General features: G+C 71.2%; 16 protein-coding genes. 8 read left to right on the top strand and 8 right to left on the bottom strand.

Features of this window, described 5'->3' with window-relative positions; translation table 11 throughout:
• Positions 1–118: 118 nt before the first annotated feature.
• Both AABN02_RS19485 and AABN02_RS19480 read left to right on the top strand, forming a co-directional pair.
• Positions 119–1,309 carry a GNAT family N-acetyltransferase gene (locus tag AABN02_RS19485; RefSeq protein WP_338416569.1) on the top strand — a complete coding sequence of 397 codons (1,191 nt, stop codon included), beginning with the start codon at positions 119–121 and terminating at the stop codon, positions 1,307–1,309.
• An 88-nt stretch (positions 1,310–1,397) separates the two neighbouring features.
• Positions 1,398–2,114: a VIT family protein gene (locus tag AABN02_RS19480; protein ID WP_338416613.1), complete on the top strand. Its 717-nt coding sequence runs from the start codon at positions 1,398–1,400 to the stop codon at positions 2,112–2,114.
• Between the two features lie 27 nt (positions 2,115–2,141).
• Here the strand turns inward: AABN02_RS19480 and AABN02_RS19475 are convergent, their stop codons facing one another.
• Genes AABN02_RS19475 through AABN02_RS19465 form a run of 3 tightly spaced genes read right to left on the bottom strand, consistent with a single transcriptional unit; the run spans position 2,142 to position 5,472 of the window.
• Positions 2,142–3,602: a serine/threonine-protein kinase gene (locus AABN02_RS19475; RefSeq protein WP_338416568.1), complete on the bottom strand. Its 1,461-nt coding sequence runs from the start codon at positions 3,600–3,602 to the stop codon at positions 2,142–2,144.
• 25 nt (positions 3,603–3,627) lie between these two features.
• The gene (locus tag AABN02_RS19470; protein ID WP_338416567.1) at positions 3,628–4,503 is read right to left on the bottom strand and encodes a DUF3365 domain-containing protein; all 876 of its coding nucleotides are present in this window, start codon (positions 4,501–4,503) and stop codon (positions 3,628–3,630) included.
• A 51-nt stretch (positions 4,504–4,554) separates the two neighbouring features.
• A complete protein-coding gene (locus AABN02_RS19465) occupies positions 4,555–5,472 on the bottom strand; it encodes a hypothetical protein (protein ID WP_338416566.1) in 918 nt (305 codons plus the stop codon).
• 238 nt (positions 5,473–5,710) lie between these two features.
• On the opposite strand from AABN02_RS19465, the gene leuS reads away from it, so the two are divergent.
• The 3 genes from leuS to holA are packed head-to-tail and all read left to right on the top strand — an operon-like array spanning position 5,711 to position 10,010.
• The gene (gene leuS / locus AABN02_RS19460; RefSeq protein WP_338416565.1) at positions 5,711–8,401 is read left to right on the top strand and encodes a leucine--tRNA ligase; all 2,691 of its coding nucleotides are present in this window, start codon (positions 5,711–5,713) and stop codon (positions 8,399–8,401) included.
• A gap of 4 nt (positions 8,402–8,405) precedes the next feature.
• Positions 8,406–8,894 (top strand): LPS assembly lipoprotein LptE, encoded by a 489-nt coding sequence (lptE, locus tag AABN02_RS19455; protein ID WP_338416564.1) that lies wholly within the window; start codon positions 8,406–8,408, stop codon positions 8,892–8,894.
• Between the two features lie 6 nt (positions 8,895–8,900).
• Complete coding sequence (gene holA, locus AABN02_RS19450) at positions 8,901–10,010, top strand: DNA polymerase III subunit delta (RefSeq protein WP_338416563.1); 1,110 nt, start codon at positions 8,901–8,903, stop codon at positions 10,008–10,010.
• Positions 10,011–10,031: 21 nt separating this feature from the next.
• Here holA and AABN02_RS19445 read toward each other — a convergent pair whose 3' ends face one another.
• Positions 10,032–10,892 (bottom strand): DUF3034 family protein, encoded by an 861-nt coding sequence (locus AABN02_RS19445; RefSeq protein ID WP_338416562.1) that lies wholly within the window; start codon positions 10,890–10,892, stop codon positions 10,032–10,034.
• A gap of 121 nt (positions 10,893–11,013) precedes the next feature.
• Between AABN02_RS19445 and AABN02_RS19440 the strand changes: the two genes are divergently transcribed.
• Genes AABN02_RS19440 through AABN02_RS19430 form a run of 3 tightly spaced genes read left to right on the top strand, consistent with a single transcriptional unit; the run spans position 11,014 to position 14,575 of the window.
• On the top strand, positions 11,014–11,511 hold the full coding sequence (locus AABN02_RS19440; RefSeq protein ID WP_338416561.1) for a group 1 truncated hemoglobin: 498 nt from the start codon (positions 11,014–11,016) through the stop codon (positions 11,509–11,511).
• Entirely contained in the window at positions 11,511–12,128 is a 618-nt protein-coding gene (locus AABN02_RS19435; RefSeq protein ID WP_338416560.1) for a methylamine utilization protein, read from the top strand. The genes AABN02_RS19440 and AABN02_RS19435 overlap by 1 nt, the downstream gene beginning before the upstream one ends.
• Positions 12,125–14,575, top strand: a complete 2,451-nt coding sequence (locus AABN02_RS19430) for an EAL domain-containing protein (protein WP_338416559.1) — start codon at positions 12,125–12,127, stop codon at positions 14,573–14,575. The genes AABN02_RS19435 and AABN02_RS19430 overlap by 4 nt, the downstream gene beginning before the upstream one ends.
• 22 nt (positions 14,576–14,597) lie before the next feature.
• Here the strand turns inward: AABN02_RS19430 and AABN02_RS19425 are convergent, their stop codons facing one another.
• Genes AABN02_RS19425 through thiL form a run of 4 tightly spaced genes read right to left on the bottom strand, consistent with a single transcriptional unit; the run spans position 14,598 to position 17,627 of the window.
• Positions 14,598–15,518 (bottom strand): glyoxylate/hydroxypyruvate reductase A, encoded by a 921-nt coding sequence (locus AABN02_RS19425; protein WP_338416558.1) that lies wholly within the window; start codon positions 15,516–15,518, stop codon positions 14,598–14,600.
• On the bottom strand, positions 15,515–16,018 hold the full coding sequence (locus tag AABN02_RS19420; protein ID WP_338416557.1) for a CinA family protein: 504 nt from the start codon (positions 16,016–16,018) through the stop codon (positions 15,515–15,517). The genes AABN02_RS19425 and AABN02_RS19420 overlap by 4 nt, the downstream gene beginning before the upstream one ends.
• A complete protein-coding gene (locus AABN02_RS19415; RefSeq protein ID WP_338416556.1) occupies positions 16,018–16,608 on the bottom strand; it encodes a phosphatidylglycerophosphatase A in 591 nt (196 codons plus the stop codon). Before AABN02_RS19415 ends, AABN02_RS19420 begins: the two co-directional genes overlap by 1 nt.
• Before the next feature lie 14 nt (positions 16,609–16,622).
• A complete protein-coding gene (gene thiL / locus AABN02_RS19410; RefSeq protein WP_338416555.1) occupies positions 16,623–17,627 on the bottom strand; it encodes a thiamine-phosphate kinase in 1,005 nt (334 codons plus the stop codon).
• Positions 17,628–17,645 lie beyond the last annotated feature (18 nt).

Genomic DNA, 17,645 nt, shown 5'->3' with positions numbered 1-17,645 from the left:
AGTGCAAACCGCAGCGTTTCTCCCGCCCTGGCGTGCGGGCAGCGGCCTCTGCGCAACCGGGCGCATCTGTCGTCCAGGCGCCGCAGCCTCCGCTGGATTGACCTGGTACACCACAGCGATGTCTGACAGCGCACACGCGGGCCTGGTCTTCTCGGTGCTGCAGGGGCGCGCCGGGTTCGAGGCCTTGCGTGTGCGCTGGCAGGCGCTGGCGGACAGCCTGCCCCACGCCACCTATCTGCAGCAGCCGGGCTGGATCGCCGGCTATCTGGACATGCTGGGTGGCGACGAGCGCAGCCTGCGCTTCGTCACGGCGAGCGGGAAGAACGGCCAGTTGCTGGCGGTGCTGGTGCTGGTGCGGCGACCGGGGCGGGCCCGTGGCCTGCTGCCCGCGCTGGAAATGGTGCATGGCCCGCACATGGTGCTGGCGGATCTGGTGGCCGATCCCGGCAACACCCTCCTCCTGCCCGCGATGCTCGACTGGCTCTCCCGGCAGCGGGCGGTGCGCTGGGCGGTGCTGCGCTTGCCGGCGGTCTGTGCCGGCTCGACGCTGGCGACGCTGCTGCAGGCCCACCCGACGCCACGGTCGCAGCAGACGCTGCGCACCCACTCGGCCTGGCTGGACTGCAGCGGCGGGATCGACCAGGCTCTGCAAACCGTGTCGAAGTCCTTCCGCACCAACCTGGGCCGGCTCGCGCGGCGTGCCAACGCGCAGGGCGAACTGGCCTACCGCGTGGTCAGCGCCCCGGACGAACTCGACGATGCCTTCGATGCCTTCCTGGAGGTCGAATCCTCCGGATGGAAGCGGGACTCGGGGACCGCCATCGCCCAGGACGACCGGCTGGTGGCCTTCTACCGGCGGCTGGTGCGCGAGTTCGGTGCGCGCGGCGCCTGCCGGATCCACCTGCTGACGCTCGACGGCCAGCCGGTGGCGGCCCAGTTCGGCCTCCTCAGTGACCGGCAGCTCAATCTGCTGAAGATCGGTTTCAGCCAGGCGCATGCGCCGCTGGCACCCGGAAACCTGATCATGCTGCGCACGATCGAGCAGGTCTGTGCCGACCCCGACGTGGACCGGCTCAGCTTTGTCACCGATCCGCTCTGGTCCCAGGCCTGGCGGCCGCACCGGACGCCGGTCGATCACGTGACCGTGTATCCCTCGACCCTGGTGGGCGACGTGCTGTTCCGCGCGGCCCTCTGGCGCGAGCGGCGCCGGGCGCGGACGCCGCAGCCGACCGAGGAGGGGCTACCCGCCGGGCCGATGGTTGCGTCGGCGCAGGAGGCGTCGGCCGAAGTGGAGGCGCTGCGCGCCTAGCCGAACGGGCGCGGGGCACGATCACCCCCACAATCGCCCGATGAATCCTGTACCTGCCCCGTCTGTCGATTCGCCCGCGCTGCCCCCGATGCGCCGCCGCCACGAGCACCACCGCGAACGCCACCGCACCGACCGCATCGGCTGGCTGCGTGCTTCGGTGCTCGGCGCCAATGACGGCGTCATCTCGACCGCCAGCCTCGTCGTCGGCGTCGCCGCAGCCGGCACCGGCTCCGCCGATCTGCTGGTCACCGGCATCGCCGGGCTGGTGGCGGGCGCGATGTCGATGGCCGCGGGGGAGTACGTCTCGGTGCACTCGCAGGCCGACACCGAGCAGGCCGATCTGGCCCGCGAACGGCTGGAGCTGGAGGCCGATCCGGTCGCCGAACAGCGCGAGCTGGCGGGGCTGTATGTCGCCCGTGGCCTGACGCCCGCGCTCGCCGCCGAGGTGGCGGGGCAACTGATGGCCCACGATGCGCTGGGCGCCCACGCCCGCGACGAGCTGGGCCTGTCCACCGAAATGGCCGCGCAGCCGGTGCAGGCGGCGCTGGCGTCTGCCGCCAGTTTCGCGGTGGGTGCCGCGCTGCCGCTGGCCGTCACGGCGCTGGCCGCAGGGCCGAACGTGATCGCCTGGGTGTCGGGCACGGCGCTGGTCCTGCTCGCCGTGCTGGGTGGGCTGGCCGCGCAGGTCGGCGGCGCCAGCGTGTGGACGGGCGCCGGACGCGTGACCTTCTGGGGCGCGATCGCGATGGCGGTCACGGCCGCGGCCGGGTCCGTGTTCGACCATCTGCTGGCGCTGTTGCGCTGAGGTTCGCGGGCCGGCAGTCCAGCGCGATCAGGTCCATGCGTTCCACAGCCGCGCCTGCAGGGTCTCGGCGTTGATGTGCGGGCCGGCCTGCTGCAGCACCAGCTCGACGAACTGCTCGCGGGTTGTCGCCTGGGCGGCGCAGCGGCGCGCCAGCAGCTTGGCCAGTGGTCCGAACGACGCGGCCATCGCGACGGCGGCCGCTTCCACATCGGTCGGGGTCAGGCGCCCTCCGGTGGCCGTGCGGGGTGGCGGGGTGTCGCGCGCAGCCTCGCGGGCACCGAGCAGGGTGCGGGTGGCCGGGTGCGCCGTGGTGAGCCGCGTCCCGCCGCTGGAGAGGAACTGCGCCCGCTGCTGCGGATCGGGAATGTGCGGCGCGACCCGCTGGCGCAGCACCTCCAGCGTGCTCGTCTGCGCCGCGGTGCGCCGCACCAGCGTCACCGCGATCGGCCCGATGATCCTTGCCAGCTCGCGCTCGATGCCGACCAGCGTCGCCTCGTTCCAGCCGGTGGGCACGGAAACCGATCCGGTCGCGCCGGAGCGCGGCCGCACCGGCGGTGGTTCGGTGAGCGGCAACATGCGCTCGGCGGGCAGCGGTGCGGGGCGCCAGCCGGTGGGGGCGATTGACAGCAGCCGCTGCCGGAAGTCGGCCGCAGAGGCGAAGCGCTGGTCCGGGTGCCGCGCCAGCGCCTGCTGCACGATCGGCTCGAAGCGGGCGAGGGCGGCTTCCTCCGGCGTGTGGCACAGGGGGTCCGGGTCGCCGTAGATCACCTGGTAGGTCACGGCCTGGTCGGTGCCGACGTAGGGCATGCGACCCGACAGCAGGCGGTAGAGCAGGATGCCGGCGGCGAACACGTCCACGCGGTGGTCGAGCGGGCCGCCCGTGTACTGCTCGGGGGCCATGTAGCCGGGGGTGCCCAGGACGGACTGGGCACGGGTCAGGGGCTCGCTCGGCGCCAGCGTGCCGGTGAGGGTGCCGGGGCCGGCGTCGATGCGGGCGATGCCGAAGTCGGTCACCTTGAGGTGGCCAGTGTCGGAGATCAGCAGGTTGGCCGGCTTGATGTCGCGGTGCAGCACGCCCTTGGCGTGCGCCGCGCCCAGAGCGTCGAGCAACTGGCAGACGATGGACACCGACTCCCCGGCGCCGAAGCGCCACTCCTGCGTCAGGTACTCGCGCAGGCTGTGCCCGGCGACGTACTCCATGGCGATGTAGGCGCACTCGGCGGCCACGTCCTCGCCGACGTCGTAGACCGTGACGATGCCGGGGTGGTTGAGCCGGCCGGCGGCCTGGGCCTCGATGCGGAAGCGCTCGGGGGCGTCGAGGTCCCGCCCCTCGTGTCCGAGCAACTGCCGGCGGATGGTCTTGATCGCCACCGGGCGGTTGATCTGCGGGTCGAAGCCGAGGTAGACCACCCCCATGGCACCGGAGCCGATGACCCGCTGCACGGGGTAGCGGCCCAGTCGTTCTGGCAAGGGGGGCGTCGTCGTCATCGTTGGCGGTCCGGTGGCGGGCGGGTCAGACCGCGTCCAGCATCTTCATGGCCTGCTCCAGGCTGCGCCGCATCCGGCTGAACGAGGCGGCCAGGATGCCGATCTCGTCGCCCGTGCCGAGCGCGAACTCGGGGGCCTCCATCTCGCCCAGGCTGACGCGGTCGGCGAGGCTGGACAGGCGCGTCACGGGCCGGATCACCGTCAGCCAGAGCATCAGGTTCAGCAGCACCGCGATCGCCAGGAACAGCCCGCCCAGCGACAGCATGAAGACCTTGAAGGTCTCCTCGGCGCGCGCCAGCGGCAGCGCCATCGGCACCGACACCACCTGCGCGCCGACGATCTCGTTGAGGTTCCAGCTGAAGCCGTTGGCCGGGCCGTACTTGTCGAGCATGGGCCGGGGAGCCGCCTCGACCGTGCTGTGGCAGGCCAGGCAGGCGGGGTTCGAGATCTTGATCGGCCGGGCGATGTAGAGCATGCGGCCCAGCGGCGTGTCGCGCTCGCCGGACAGCTCCGTCTGCTCCGGGGTGCCGCGGAAGCGGTTGACGATGTCCGCCTCCCACTCCACGGCGCGGTCGCGTGGGTTGGTCGGGTTCAGCGTGGCTTCCTTGTAGCCGTACTCGGGGTATTTCTTGGCCAGCGTGTGCAGCACCTCGGTGGCCGAGTAGGCCGGCACCGACTGCGGCAGGAAGCTGTACTTCATCTGCGTCTCCAGCAGCGGCTTGATCTGGCTGCTGGTGTAGTTGCGCACGGCGATGGAGCTTTCCATCAGCAGCCGCGCGTTTTCGAGGACCTCGTCCTGGGCGTTGCGCTGCAGCAGCGAGCGTGTCAGGTAGCCGCAGCCGAGCAGGCCCGCCGCGAACACGAGGGCGAAGATCAGGTTGAACTTGAACAGCAGTCGCATGGGGTTCTCCAGAGGGCCATGGTCATGGGTTGCACGCGCTGGCCGGGCGGTTCAATCAGGGGCGGGAATGGGGGGTGCTGCGGGGCGGTGCGCCCGGGCGCGGGCCAGGGCTTCGGCCTTCTTCTGCGCCGCCTTTTCGGGGAAGACCAGCGGGTCCCACTCCGGATGCACCGCCATCCGGGCGATCACCGCATTGCGGAAGGCCTTGTCCTGCAGGCGCGGCCGCCAGCGCGGCAGCAACGGCGTGCGCAGGCCCGGCTCTGCGCCGAGCCAGGGCGCGATGTCCTCGTAGCCCAACTCGCCCAGCGCCTTCATCGCGATCTGCTGGCCGCGGAACCGCTCCGCCCGCGCGGGCAGCGGGTCGCGGAAGGGGCGCGGCATCTGGTCCAGGAATCCCGGCGCCGGCCGGCCGCTGACGACCGCCTTCTCGCCGCTGCGTTCCACCACGAATTCACCCGCGGACAAGGCGAGCGGGGGGCGGCTGGTGCCACTGGTGGTGCTGCTGCGTGCCGTCAGCTTCAGGGCACCGCTTTCGACGAAGGCGGCGAACTCCTTCGGGTCGGACGAGAGGATCACCGCGCCGCTGCCGACCTCGACCTCGAACGACGGTGTCAGGCCCGTGAACCCGGCGGGGCGCGGTGCGGTGGCGACGGCCGGCGTGAACTTGGCCCAGCCCTGCAGCAGGTAGACCCGCGGAGCGGCGGCGGCGCGGCGCGACAGGGTGGGTGCGAGCAATAGCCGGCTGCTGGCGCCCAGGCCGATGCGATGGCCCTCGGGCGTCTCGATCTGCAGGAAGCTGGACGGTGCGGTTTCGAGGATGTCCTCGTTCTTCAGCGCCACCCCCTCGGCGATCTCGAAGCGCGTGGTCTGCCGGACGAGCGTGGCCTTGCCTTCCAGGATGCCGACCAGCGCGCCCTGCGCCTGTGCCGCGTGTGGTGACGATGCGATGAGCAGCACCGCGAGGGTCACGAGTAAGCGTGGAAAGCGTGGAATGCGTGCGCGAAACATGTCCCTGAAGCTCCCTGCTGGTCTGCCGCAAGACATCGACTGGCGGCGATCCATCCCGTGTGTGCATTGTGTCTCGCATCAACGTTTGTTTACAGCGGGAAATGCGTTCGTTGATGCACCAGCGCGACCCGCGGGGCGCCACGCGATAATCCACAGATTGAGCGTGCCTCCGCACGTTCGCCACGAATTCCGCGCCGCCATGAGCCTCCCAGACCGCTACGACCCCACCGCCGTCGAATCCGCCGCCCAGACCGCCTGGCGCGCCGCCGACGCCTACCGCGTTCACGAAGACCAGACCAAGCCCAAGTTCTACGCCTGCTCGATGCTGCCGTACCCGAGCGGCAAGCTGCACATGGGCCATGTGCGCAACTACACCATCAACGACATGCTGACCCGGCAGTTGCGGATGAAGGGCTACAACGTGCTGATGCCGATGGGCTGGGATGCCTTCGGTCTGCCGGCGGAAAACGCCGCGCTGAAGAACGCCGTGCCGCCCGAGAAGTGGACGCGCGAGAACATCGCCTACATGAAGACGCAGATGCAGGCGATGGGCTTGGCGATCGACTGGTCGCGCGAGGTCGCCACCTGCGACCCGGACTACTACAAGTGGAACCAGTGGCTGTTCCTGAAGATGCTGGAAGCCGGCATCGCCGAGCGCCGCACGCAGGTCGTGAACTGGGATCCGGTGGACATGACCGTGCTGGCCAACGAGCAGGTGATCGACGGTCGCGGCTGGCGCTCCGGCGCGCTGGTCGAGAAGCGCGAGATCCCCGGCTACTACCTGAACATCGTGCAGTACGCCGACGAGCTGCTGGGCGCGGTCGCCAACCCGGAAGACCCGAACTACCTCAGCGGCTGGCCCGAGCGTGTGCGGCTGATGCAGGAAAACTGGATCGGCAAGAGCGAGGGCGTGCGCTTCGCCTTCCCGCACGAGATCGCAGGGGCTGATGGCGCGCTGATCCAGGACGGCAAGCTGTACGTCTTCACGACGCGCGCCGACACCATCATGGGCGTGACCTTCTGCGCCGTGGCGCCGGAGCATCCGCTGGCCGCGCACGCCGCCGCGACGAATCCGGCGCTGGCTGCGTTCATCGCCGAATGCGGGCAGGGCGGCACCACCGAAGCCGAACTCGCCACGCAGGAAAAGAAGGGCATGGCGACGGGCCTGTTCGTCACGCACCCGCTGACGGGCGCGCAGGTCGAGGTCTGGGTCGGCAACTACGTGCTGATGAGCTACGGCGACGGCGCCGTGATGGGCGTGCCAGCGCATGACGAGCGCGACTTCGCGTTTGCCAAGAAGTACGGCATCGAGATCAAAGATGTTGTCAAACCTAGGTGGGTTGCTCAGTTTTACGCACCTGATGCACCAGCGAAAGACACACCGCGTTTTTCGGCCACAGCATGGAGTGAGTGGTACGCGACTAAGAACGGCGAGTGTGCGCATTCTGGTGAACTGGATGGCCTGAGCTACAGCGAGGCCGTCTCCAAGGTGGCCGAACTCCTCGGTGCCAAGGGCCTCGGCGAGAAGAAGACCACTTGGCGCCTGCGCGACTGGGGCATCAGCCGCCAGCGGTACTGGGGCACGCCGATCCCGATCATCCACTGCGACGATTGCGGCGCGGTGCCGGTGCCGGCCGCCGACCTGCCGGTCGTGTTGCCGATCGACTGCGTGCCGGACGGCTCGGGCAACCCGCTCAAGAAGCGCACCGATTTCCTGAACGTCGCCTGCCCCTGCTGCGGCAAGCCCGCGCAGCGCGAGACGGACACGATGGACACCTTCGTGGACTCGTCGTGGTACTTCATGCGCTACTGCGACGCACAGAACTCCGAGCAGATGGTCGCCGGCGGCACCGACTACTGGATGCCGATGGACCAGTACATCGGCGGCATCGAGCACGCGATCCTGCATCTGCTCTACGCCCGCTTCTGGACCAAGGTGATGCGCGACCTGAAGCTCGTCAAGATCAACGAGCCGTTCACCAAGCTGCTGACGCAGGGCATGGTGCTCAAGGGCGCCTTCTTCCGCAAGCCGGAAGGCGGCGGCAAGAGCTACTACTGGGAACACGAGGTCAACGTCCTGACGAACGACCACGGCGTCACCATCGGCGGCACGCTGAAGGCGGACGGCCTGCCGCTCGAGTACGAGATGACGACGATGTCGAAGTCCAAGAGCAACGGCGTCGATCCGCAGGAGCTGATCAACCAGTACGGCGCCGACACCGCGCGCCTGTTCGTGATGTTCGCGTCCCCGCCGGAGCAGACGCTGGAGTGGAACGACGCGGGCGTCGAGGGCGCGCACCGCTTCCTGAAGCGCGTCTGGGGCTTCGCCGCCAAGAACGAGGCGGTCTTGGTGGGTGCGGCTGGCCAGGTGTCGGGTGAGCTGCCCGCCGCTGCCAAGGCGCTGCGCCGCGAGGTGCATCTGGTGCTGCGCCAGATCAGCCACGACTATGAGCGCATGCAATACAACACCGTGGTGTCCGGCGGCATGAAGCTGCTGAACGCGCTGGAAGCCTACAAGCACGATGGCAGCAAGGCCTCGGCCGCCGTGCTGCGCGAGGGCTACTCGGTGCTGCTGCGCGGGCTGTACCCGGCGTGTCCGCACACGACGTGGAAGCTCTGGGCCGATCTGGGCTACGCCGCTGCGCTGGGCGATCTGCTCGACGCGCCGTGGCCGCAGGTCGACGAGGCCGCGCTGGTGCAGGACGAGATCGAGCTGGTGCTGCAGGTGAACGGCAAGACGCGCGGTTCCATCACCGTGCCGGCCGGTGCGGACAAGGCCGCGATCGAAGCCGTGGCCGCTGCCAGCGCCGAGGTCGCCAAGTTCGCCGAAGGCAAGCCGCCGAAGAAGATCATCGTCGTTCCTGGCCGCCTCGTGAACGTGGTGGTCTGAGGCGATGCGGCGGCGTCTGTTCACGCTGGCGATGGCCTCGGCCCTGGCGGGCTGCGGCTTCCAGCTGCGCCGCCCGCCGGAGCTGCAGCGCAAGCGCATCTACCTCACCGGCTTCGACACCTACTCGCCGATGGGCGACGAGCTGCGCCGGCAACTGCGCGCCAGCCCCGGCGTCGTGCTGACGGCGACCGCCGCCGACGCCGACGTGGTGTTCGACGCGCTGGAGGATGCGCGCGAGCAGGTGGCGGCGGCCTCGACCGCCACCGGGCAGGTCAGCGAGCTGACGCTGCGCGCCCGCCTGCGCTTCAAGGCCCGCACGCCCGCCGGCCGCGCGCTGATCGCCTCGGTCGAGCTGACGCTGACCCGCGACGTGAGCTACAGCGAGGCCAGCGCGCTGGCCAAGGAGCAGGAGATCGCGATGCTGTTCCGCTCGATGCACACCGATCTGGCGGCGCAGGTGCTGCGGCGGCTGGCGGCGCTCGGGCCGGGCTGAGCCGCCATGCAACTGCGCGCAGACCAGCTTCCGCAGGCGCTCGCCAAGGGCCTGCGCCCGCTCTACGTGATCCACGGCGACGAGCCGCTGCTGGCGCAGGAAGCGGCGGACGCGATCCGCAGTGCCGCCCGTGCCGCCGGCTACAGCGAGCGCAGCGTCCACACCGTTGCCGGGGCGCATTTCGACTGGTCCGGCCTGCTGGGCGAGGCCAGCGCGCTGAGCCTGTTCGCCGACCGGCGCGTGATCGAGATCCGCATTCCCTCGGGCAAGCCGGGCAAGGATGGCTCCGAGGCCTTGCAGCGTTATGTCGAGACGCTGTCCGACGACAACCTGACGCTCATCCTGCTGCCGAAGCTCGACCGCACGCAGCAGACCAGCGCGTGGTTCACCGCGCTGGACGGCGCGGGCGCGAGCATCCGCATCGACCCGGTCGAGCGCCGCGCGCTGCCGCAGTGGATCGCGCAGCGGCTGGCCGCACAAGGGCTGCGCATCGAGGACGGCGAGGCGGGGCAGCACGCGCTGGCCTTCTTCGCCGACCGCATCGAGGGCAACCTGCTCGCCGCGCACCAGGAGATCAGCAAGCTCGCGCTGCTGTACGCCCCGGCTGATCCGCGTGGCGCGCCGACGGTGCTGACGCAGACGCAGATCGAATCCGCCGTGCTGAACGTGGCGCGCTACGACGTGTTCAAGCTCGGCGAGGCGGTGCTGGCCGGGCAGGTGGCGCGGGCGCTGCGCATGCTCGACGGGCTGGAGGCCGAGGGCGAGGCGGCTGTGCTGGTGCACTGGACGCTGGCGGACGATCTGCGCGGGCTGCAGCGCGTCCACGCCGCCACGCTGCAGGGCAAGCCGCTGCCGCTGGCGCTGCGCGATGCGCGGGTCTGGGGCGTGAAGGAAAAGCTGTTCGAGCGCGTCGTGCCGCAGCTGGATGCCGCGACGCTGACCGAACTCGTCGCCGCCGCGCACACGGTGGACGGCATCGTCAAGGGCTTGCCGGACCGCCAGTGGCCGGCCGAGCCGTGGGCGGCGCTGCGGCGGCTGGTGCTGCTGACGGTGCAGGCCGTGCAGCGCGGGCAGCCCGGGCAGCGCAAAGGGCCGCCGCTGGCGCTGACCGCCTGAGGCGCCGGCCGGCGCGGGCGATCAGTACTGCGTCTGTGCCGACACGTACCAGCCGCGCTGGCTGGCCTTGTTGGCGACGTTGCCCAGGTTCACCACCGCAGCAGTCAGGCTCAGGTGGCGCACCGGCCACCAGGCGATGAACACATCGTGCGCACTCTCTTCGCGGAACACGCCCAGGTTGTCGGGCTTGAGGCGCCACTCCGCCCCGACCGCGAGGTCATCGCGCAGCAGCACCGCACCCGAGACCTCGGGCATCCACTGCGCCTCGTCGCGCAGGTCGCCGCCGAAGCCGAGCAGGCCGAACTGGTTGGCGCGCGTGCGACGCAGCGTCAGGTTGGCGAGCGTGTTGTAGCCGGCCAGTCCGCCGAGCCAGACCTTGGTGGCGCTGACCAGGAGGTCGGTGTCGCTGGCGCGGCGGGCGCCGAGCGCGGTGGGCACCGCCATGTCCTCGTTGTACTTGTACTGCGCCCCCACGCTGAGCTGTGGCCACCAGCGGTCCTGGTCGTAGACCGCATCGCCGAGCACGCGCCACTTCAGGCCGAGCACGTTCAGCCGCACCGACTGCCCTGGCACCGTGTCGCTCAGGCCGAAGCGCATCTGCGCCACCGAGGCTTCCCAGGTGTCGTGCACGCCGATGGCGGCGGCGGTGGTGGTCAGCGTGTAGCCGCCGTCGGTGCGCACGCGGGTCAGGTGGGCCGAGGCGCCGATCTGGTCGCGGCTGCCGTAGCCGCCGATCAGCGCCCAGGGCACGAGGCCACCGCCGGCGCTGCCTTCGACCGTGCCGACGCCAGAGGTGGCGGTCAGGCGGTCGCCGGCTTGCACCGTGCCGGTGCCGGCCAGGGCCAGCAGCACGAGGAAGAGCCAGAGTGGATGCTTGTTCATGCTGGCAGCGTGGCACCCGCTGCCGGTGCGCAGCGGCTGCATCAGGACCGCGTTCCGGGCGGTTCTTTGCGCTTTGGCCACGCGACTGCCGGAGGATCCTTGGCCCATGTCCGGTCCGAGGATGAACATGTTCCGAAACGCGTATGGGTCTGTGCCTGTGCAGCCCAGGCTGGCCTGGCTGTTCGTCTGGGTGCTCTCCGGCCTGCTCGGACTGGCCGGCTGTGCCCTGCCGACGCCGGGCGGGGACTCGCTGTACCACCGACTCGGCGACCGACCCGGCGTGGCGCAGCTGTCCGCGCGCCTGATCGACCGCACCGCCACCGATCCACGCACCCGCCGCAGTTTCGAGAAGACCAAGCTCGGGCCACTCAAGGACAGCCTCGCCGACTACCTGTGCAAGGAGGCCGACGGTGGCTGCCCCTACGAAGGCGAGACCATGGCCAATTCGCATGCAGAGCTGGGCATCCAGGCGCACGAATTCGACCTGATGGTGGCGTTTCTGCGGGAGGAGCTGGATGCGGCGGGCGTCGCGCCGGCCGACAAGAATGAGTTGCTGCGGCGGCTGACAGCGGACCGGCGCGACATCGTGCAGGCCGGCACCACCCGAAAGGCACCGTGATGGCGCGGCGGCTGCTCGGACCGGCGGTGGGTCTGGCCGTGGGGCTGGCGCTTCCTGGCTGGGTGCTGGCGGCCGCCGTGACCGTGCAGGCGCTGGATCCGGCCGGCAAGCCGCTGACCGGGGCGGTGGTGGCGATCGAGGTCGGCGGCGTGGCCAGGGTGGCCGCTCCCGGCACCCGCGCCGAGATCAGCCAGCGCCAGCGCAGCTTCGAGCCGGGCCTGCTGGTGGTGCAGACGGGCACGGCGGTCGACTTCCCCAACCTCGACACCGTGCGCCACCACGTCTACTCGTTCTCGCCGGCCAGGACCTTCGAGCTGAAGCTCTACAACGGGCGTCCGTCGACCCCCGTGGTATTCGACCGGGCCGGCGTGGTCGTGCTCGGCTGCAACATCCATGACCAGATGATCGGCGCGGTGGTGGTGGTCGACACGCCGCTGTTCGGGCGCACGGACGCCGCCGGCCGGGTGGTGCTGGAGGTGCCCGCAGGGGAACACCGCCTGCGCACCTGGCATCCGCGCATGCGCGAAGGCACGGACCTGCAGGTGCAGCCGCTGAAGGTCGGTGCTGCCGGGACGCCGTCCGTGGTGGTGGCCTTGCCCGTGGTGGCCGCGCCGTGAGCAGGTTCGCGGCGCGCCTGGCCGGCTGGCGCCTGAGCGGGCTGGAGCGGCGCATCGTCTGGCCCTTCCTGCTGCTGCTGCTGGTGGTGCAGGGCATCAGCCTGGTGCTGGTGAACCGCGCGATCGGCCAGAGCGCCACACGGTCGATCGACCGCGATCTGCAGACCGGCCAGCGGGTGTTCACCCGGCTGCTGGAGCAGCGTGCCGAGCGCCTGTCCGAAGCGGCGGCGCTGCTGGCGTCCGATTTCGGGTTTCGTTCGGCGGTGAGCAGCCGCGACGTCGCCACGCTGAGCGATGCGCTGGAAAACCACGGCCGGCGCATCGGCGCCTCGCTGGTGATCTACACCGATCCGGCCTGGCGCCCGGTGGCCTCGACCGGGCTGAGCGTGGACCGGGTCGCTGCGCTGCTGCCGGTGGCACGCATGGCGGCGATGACCGGGCCGGGCGGCGGCGTGAGCGCACAGAACGCCCGCCTGACGCTGATCGACGGCCGTGCCTACCAACTCGTCGCGGTGCCGGTGAAGGCACCACGCACGGTCGGCTGGGTGCTGATGGGCTTCGTGCTGGACCGCTCGGTGCTGCAGCAGCTCAGCGCCATCACCGATCTGCGCGGCGCGGTGCTGTTCAACGGACCACCGGCGCGTGTGCTGCTGTCGACCTTCGTGCAGGCCGGTGACACGCTGACCGCCCCGAATCCGGAGGCCAGCCCCTGCGGCCAGGAACTGCGCGAGGCGGACAGCCGCTGGCGCAGCTGCGAGTTCGTGCTCGACACGGGGCTGTCCGATGGCCACTCCATGCCACCGCTGCGGCTGGTGCTGGCGCACGCGGTCGACGAGGCGCTCGCGCCCTTCGAGCGGCTGCAGCGCATGCTGCTGCTGCTCACGCTGGTCGGGGTGGTGGTGTTCGCGGTCGGCAGTGCGGTGACGGCGCGGCGCCTGAGCCGGCCGATCCGCGGGCTGCGGCGCGCCGCCGAGCGGCTGAGCCGCGCCGACTACGACTCGCCGGTGCGCGTGCCCGACGAGCGGGTGGTCGGCGACGAGCTGGTGCAGCTGGCGCGGGCCTTCGAGTCGACCCGCCAGGCGGTGCAGCACCGTGAGCACGCCATCAGTCGGCTGGCCTACTGGGACACGCTGACGGGGCTGCCCAACCGCGCGCAGTTTGTCGATCTGCTGCGGGCGCGTCTGCAGCCGGATGCGGCGGGTGCGGTGGCGCCGCTGGCGGTGCTGATGCTGGACCTGGACCGCTTCAAGCATGTCAACGACGTGCTCGGCCACCAGCTCGGCGACCGGCTGCTGTGCGAGGTGGCGCAGCGGCTGGCGGGGTGTTCCAACCGGCCGGACACGGTGCTGGCGCGCCTGAGCGGGGACGAGTTCGGGCTGCTGCTGTCGGCGGCCGACACCCCGAAAGCCCAGGAGATCGCCCGTGCGCTGCTCGCTGTGCTCGACCTGCCGATGCGGCTCGACGAGCACACCATCGACCTCAGCGCCAGCCTGGGCATCGCCTTCGCGCCGGCCCATGCACACGAGCCGGAGACCCTGCTCGGTCTGGTCGAGGTGGCGATGTACGCCGCCAAGCGCCGCCAGCTCGGCATGCTGGTCTACGACGCCTCGATGGACACCCGCAGCAGCGCCTCGCTGTCGCTGCTGAGCGAGCTGCGCCAGGCGATCGAGCGGCAGGAACTGCGCCTGTACGTGCAGCCCAAGGTCGATCTGAAGTCGGGGCGGGTGCTCGGCGGCGAGGCGCTGGTGCGCTGGGCGCATCCGCAGCGCGGGCTGGTGCCGCCGATGCAGTTCATCCCGTTTGCCGAGCAGACCGGCTTCATCCGCCAGATCACGGTCTGGATGCTGGAAACCGGCGTGCAGGCGCTGCAGCAGTGGCAGGAGGCCGGGCTGGTGCTGAAGCTCAGCATCAACCTGTCGACCCGCGACCTGCTCGACCCTGATCTGACGGACCGCGTGCGCCGCCTGCTGGACCGGCACCGGGTCTCGGCCGCCCGGCTCTGCCTGGAGATCACCGAGAGCGCGATCATGGACGACCCGGCGCGCGCGCTGCAGACGCTGCAGAAGCTGCACGAACTGGGGGTGCACCTGTCGATCGACGACTTCGGCACCGGCTACTCCTCGCTGGCTTACCTGAAGCGGCTGCCGGTGGACGAGCTGAAGATCGACCGCAGCTTCGTCACCAACATGGAACGTGATCTGGACGATGCCCGCATCGTGCAGTCCACCATCGGGCTGGCGCACAACCTCGGGCTGACCGTGGTGGCCGAGGGCGTGGAGACCGACAAGGCCTGGGCGCTGCTGGCGCGGCTTGGCTGCGACGAGGGCCAGGGCTATGGCATCGGTCGGCCGATGCCCTCCGAGGAGTTCCTCGGCTGGGTGCACCGCTGGCAGGCACCGTCGAACGAGGCCCTGCACGTCGACACCGACTTCGCGCAGATGCTCTGATCCACGCCGGGCCGTGCGTGCGTCAGTAGCCGGTACGGCGGTCGACCTGGTGCGCCAGCGGCTCGCCGCGGCGCCAGGCGGCCAGGTGCTGCGCCACGACCCGCGCGGCCGAGCGCGCGTCGGTCTGCGCCGCGACATGCGGCAGCACGGTGACCGCGGGATGGGTCCAGTAGCGGTGACCGGCCGGCAGTGGCTCCTGGTGGAACACGTCCAGCACGGCGTGGCCGAGCTGCCCGTCGTCGAGCGCGGCCAGCAGGTCGGCGTCCACCACGTGCGCGCCGCGGGCCAGGTTCACCAGCGCTGCGCCGCGTGGTAGCTGGCGCAGCAGGGCCGCGTCGATCAGGCCATGGGTGTCCGGCGTCAGCGGCAGCAGGTTGAGCAGGATCTCGCTGTCCGCCAGCACGGGGCCAAGCGGCTCGCCGCGCCGCCAGCCCGTGACCCGGTAGCCCATCGCCCGCAGCCGCTGGCTCACCGCGCTGCCCATCTGCCCTTGCCCCAGCACACCGATGTGCACCTCGTCGGCCCGGCGCTGGGGATGCTGCCGCCAGACGCCCTCGCGCTGCTGGCGGGTATAGGTGTGGAAGCCACGGTGCAGCGTCAGCACGGCCCACAGCGCCGTCTCCGCCATCGCGGCGTTCATGGCCGGATCGACCATGCGCACGATCGGCAGATCAGGCGGGACCGTCGGGTCGGCCAGCAGCTTGTCGACCCCCGCCCACAGCGACTGCACCAGCCGCAGCCTCGGGTAGCGCTGCAGCGCGCCGGCCGGCGGGTTGGCGACGATGGCGATCTCGACCGCGGCGGGGTCGTGGTCCGGTTCGTCGGCGCGCACCAGCGTGTCGCCGGGCAGCGCGGCCGCCAGCGCGGGCAGCCACTCGGCCCATTCCTGCGCGTCGAAGCGGCAGGCCAGCGCGATGGTGGTGTGGTTCGCGGCGGCGCTCACGGCATGGCCTGCAGCGCCGACACCAGCACCGCCAGCGCGTGGTCGCGCGTCTGGGTGCGCACGGCGGCGCGGTCGCCCTCGAAGTGCCGGCATTCAGCCCAGACCCACCCCGGCAGCGCCCAGGCGAACCAGACGGTGCCGACCGGCTTGGCCTCGCTGCCGCCGCCCGGTCCGGCAATGCCGGTGACGGCCACCGCGGCTTCGACCCCCGCCTCGCGCTGCGCGCCCGCGGCCATCGCGCGGGCCACGGACTCGCTGACCGCGCCGTCCTGCGTGATCAGCGCCGAGTCCACGCCGAGCATCTCGGACTTGGCTTCGTTGCTGTAGGTGACGAAACCGCGGTCGAACCAGTCGCTGGAGCCGGCCAGATCGGTGCAGGCGGCGGCGATCATGCCGCCGGTGCAGCTTTCGGCCGTGGCGAGGTGCCAGCCGAGCGGGCGCAGCAGGTCGGCGAGGCTGTGGACGGCGTGGTCCGCGTGGTCAGCGTGGGGTTCGGACATCACAGGACTCCCTGGACAAGGCGCGTCAGCGCCACGCCGACGGCGATGGTGAACAGCGTGCAGCCCGCGGCAACGAGGTCGTCGAACAGGATGCCGAAGCCGCCGCGCCAGCCGCCGCCCTTGAAGTGCTGGTCGGCCCAGCGCACGGGGCCGGGCTTGGCGGCGTCGAAGTAGCGGAACAGCGCGAACGCGGTGATCTGCAGGCCCAGGCTGGCCGGCGTCAGCACCCACAGGATGAGCCAGAAGGCCAGCACCTCGTCCCAGACGATGAAGCCCGGGTCGGCGATGCCGGCGTGGGTGGCCGCGACGGTGCAGGCCCACCAGCCGACGAAGAAGCCGCCCAGCAGCGTCCAGCCCCAGCCGGCGCTGTCGAGCCAGACGTTCAGCACCGCGAACGCCACCCAGGCCCACAGCGTGCCCGCGGTGCCCGGGGCGATCGGGCTCAGGCCGCTGCCGGCGCCGAGGGCCAGGAAGTGCGCCGGGTGGCTCAGCAGAAACCGCGGTCCCACGCGCCGCTTCGGGGCCGGGCGGGGTTCGACATCGGTCACGTCGTCGGACGGGGCGTCGGCAAGGTCGGCAGGGGCGTTCATGGGGACCTTGGGCATCAGCTGCGGAAATGGTCGAACGAGGCCCAGGGCGTGGCCACGCGGTGGCCGTGGCGGTCGTGGACCGTGGTGTCGCTGTCGGCGGTGATGCGGCCGATGCAGCGCACACCCGTGGCGCTGCGCTCTCCGGCGGCCAGGACGGCGCTGTGGTCGGCGGGTGCGGCGGTGAACAGCAGCTCGTAGTCGTCGCCCCCGGCAAGCAGGCATTCGTGCTGCAGCGCGGCGGTCTGCGCGCGCATCAGCGGGCTGCGGGGCAGGGCGTCGGCGTCGAGGACCACGCCGAGCGCGCGGCCGTCCGTGCCCGAGCGGCGCAGCACGTGCTGCAGATCGCCGAGCAGGCCGTCCGACACGTCGATCGCGCTGGTCGCCACGCCGCGCAGCGCCAGCCCGAGCGCGACCCGCGGTTCGGGGCATTCCATCGCCAGCCGCAGGTGGTCGAAGGTCTCGCCTGGCACGTGCAGACCCGGCGTGCCGCGGAACACCTCCAGCGCCAGCCGGGCATCGCCGAGCCAGCCGGGCGTGTCCTCGCCGAGCGGGTGGCTGACCCAGAGTTCGTCGCCCGGCCGCGCGCCGCTGCGCAGCAGCGCGGCGCCAGCGGGCACCTCGCCGAAGATGGTGATGCACAGGTTCAGCGGCCCGGCGGTCGTGTCGCCGCCGACGAGGTCGAGGTCGTGGCGGTCGGCCAGCGTGTGCAGGCCGCGGGCCAGGCCGGCGAGGAAGGTGTCGTCGGCCCGGGGCAGCGCCAGTGCCAGCGTGTAGGCCAGCGGCTGCGCGCCGCAGGCCGCCAGATCGGACAGGTTCACCGCCAGCGCCTTGTGGCCGAGCCGCTCGGGCGCGACGGTGGACAGGAAGTGCCGGCCCTCGACCAGCATGTCGCTCGACACCGCGAGCTGCATCCCGGGGGCGGGGGCGATCAGCGCGCAGTCGTCGCCGACGCCGAGCGGGTTGCGCCGGGCGGGGCGCGTGAAGTGGCGGGCGATGAGGTCGAATTCTCCGAGGGACATGGGGTCGTTTGCTGCTTT

Source organism: uncultured Sphaerotilus sp., assembly GCF_963924895.1.
GTDB lineage: Bacteria > Pseudomonadota > Gammaproteobacteria > Burkholderiales > Burkholderiaceae_C > Sphaerotilus.
This window is presented reverse-complemented; position numbering and strand designations above follow the sequence as displayed.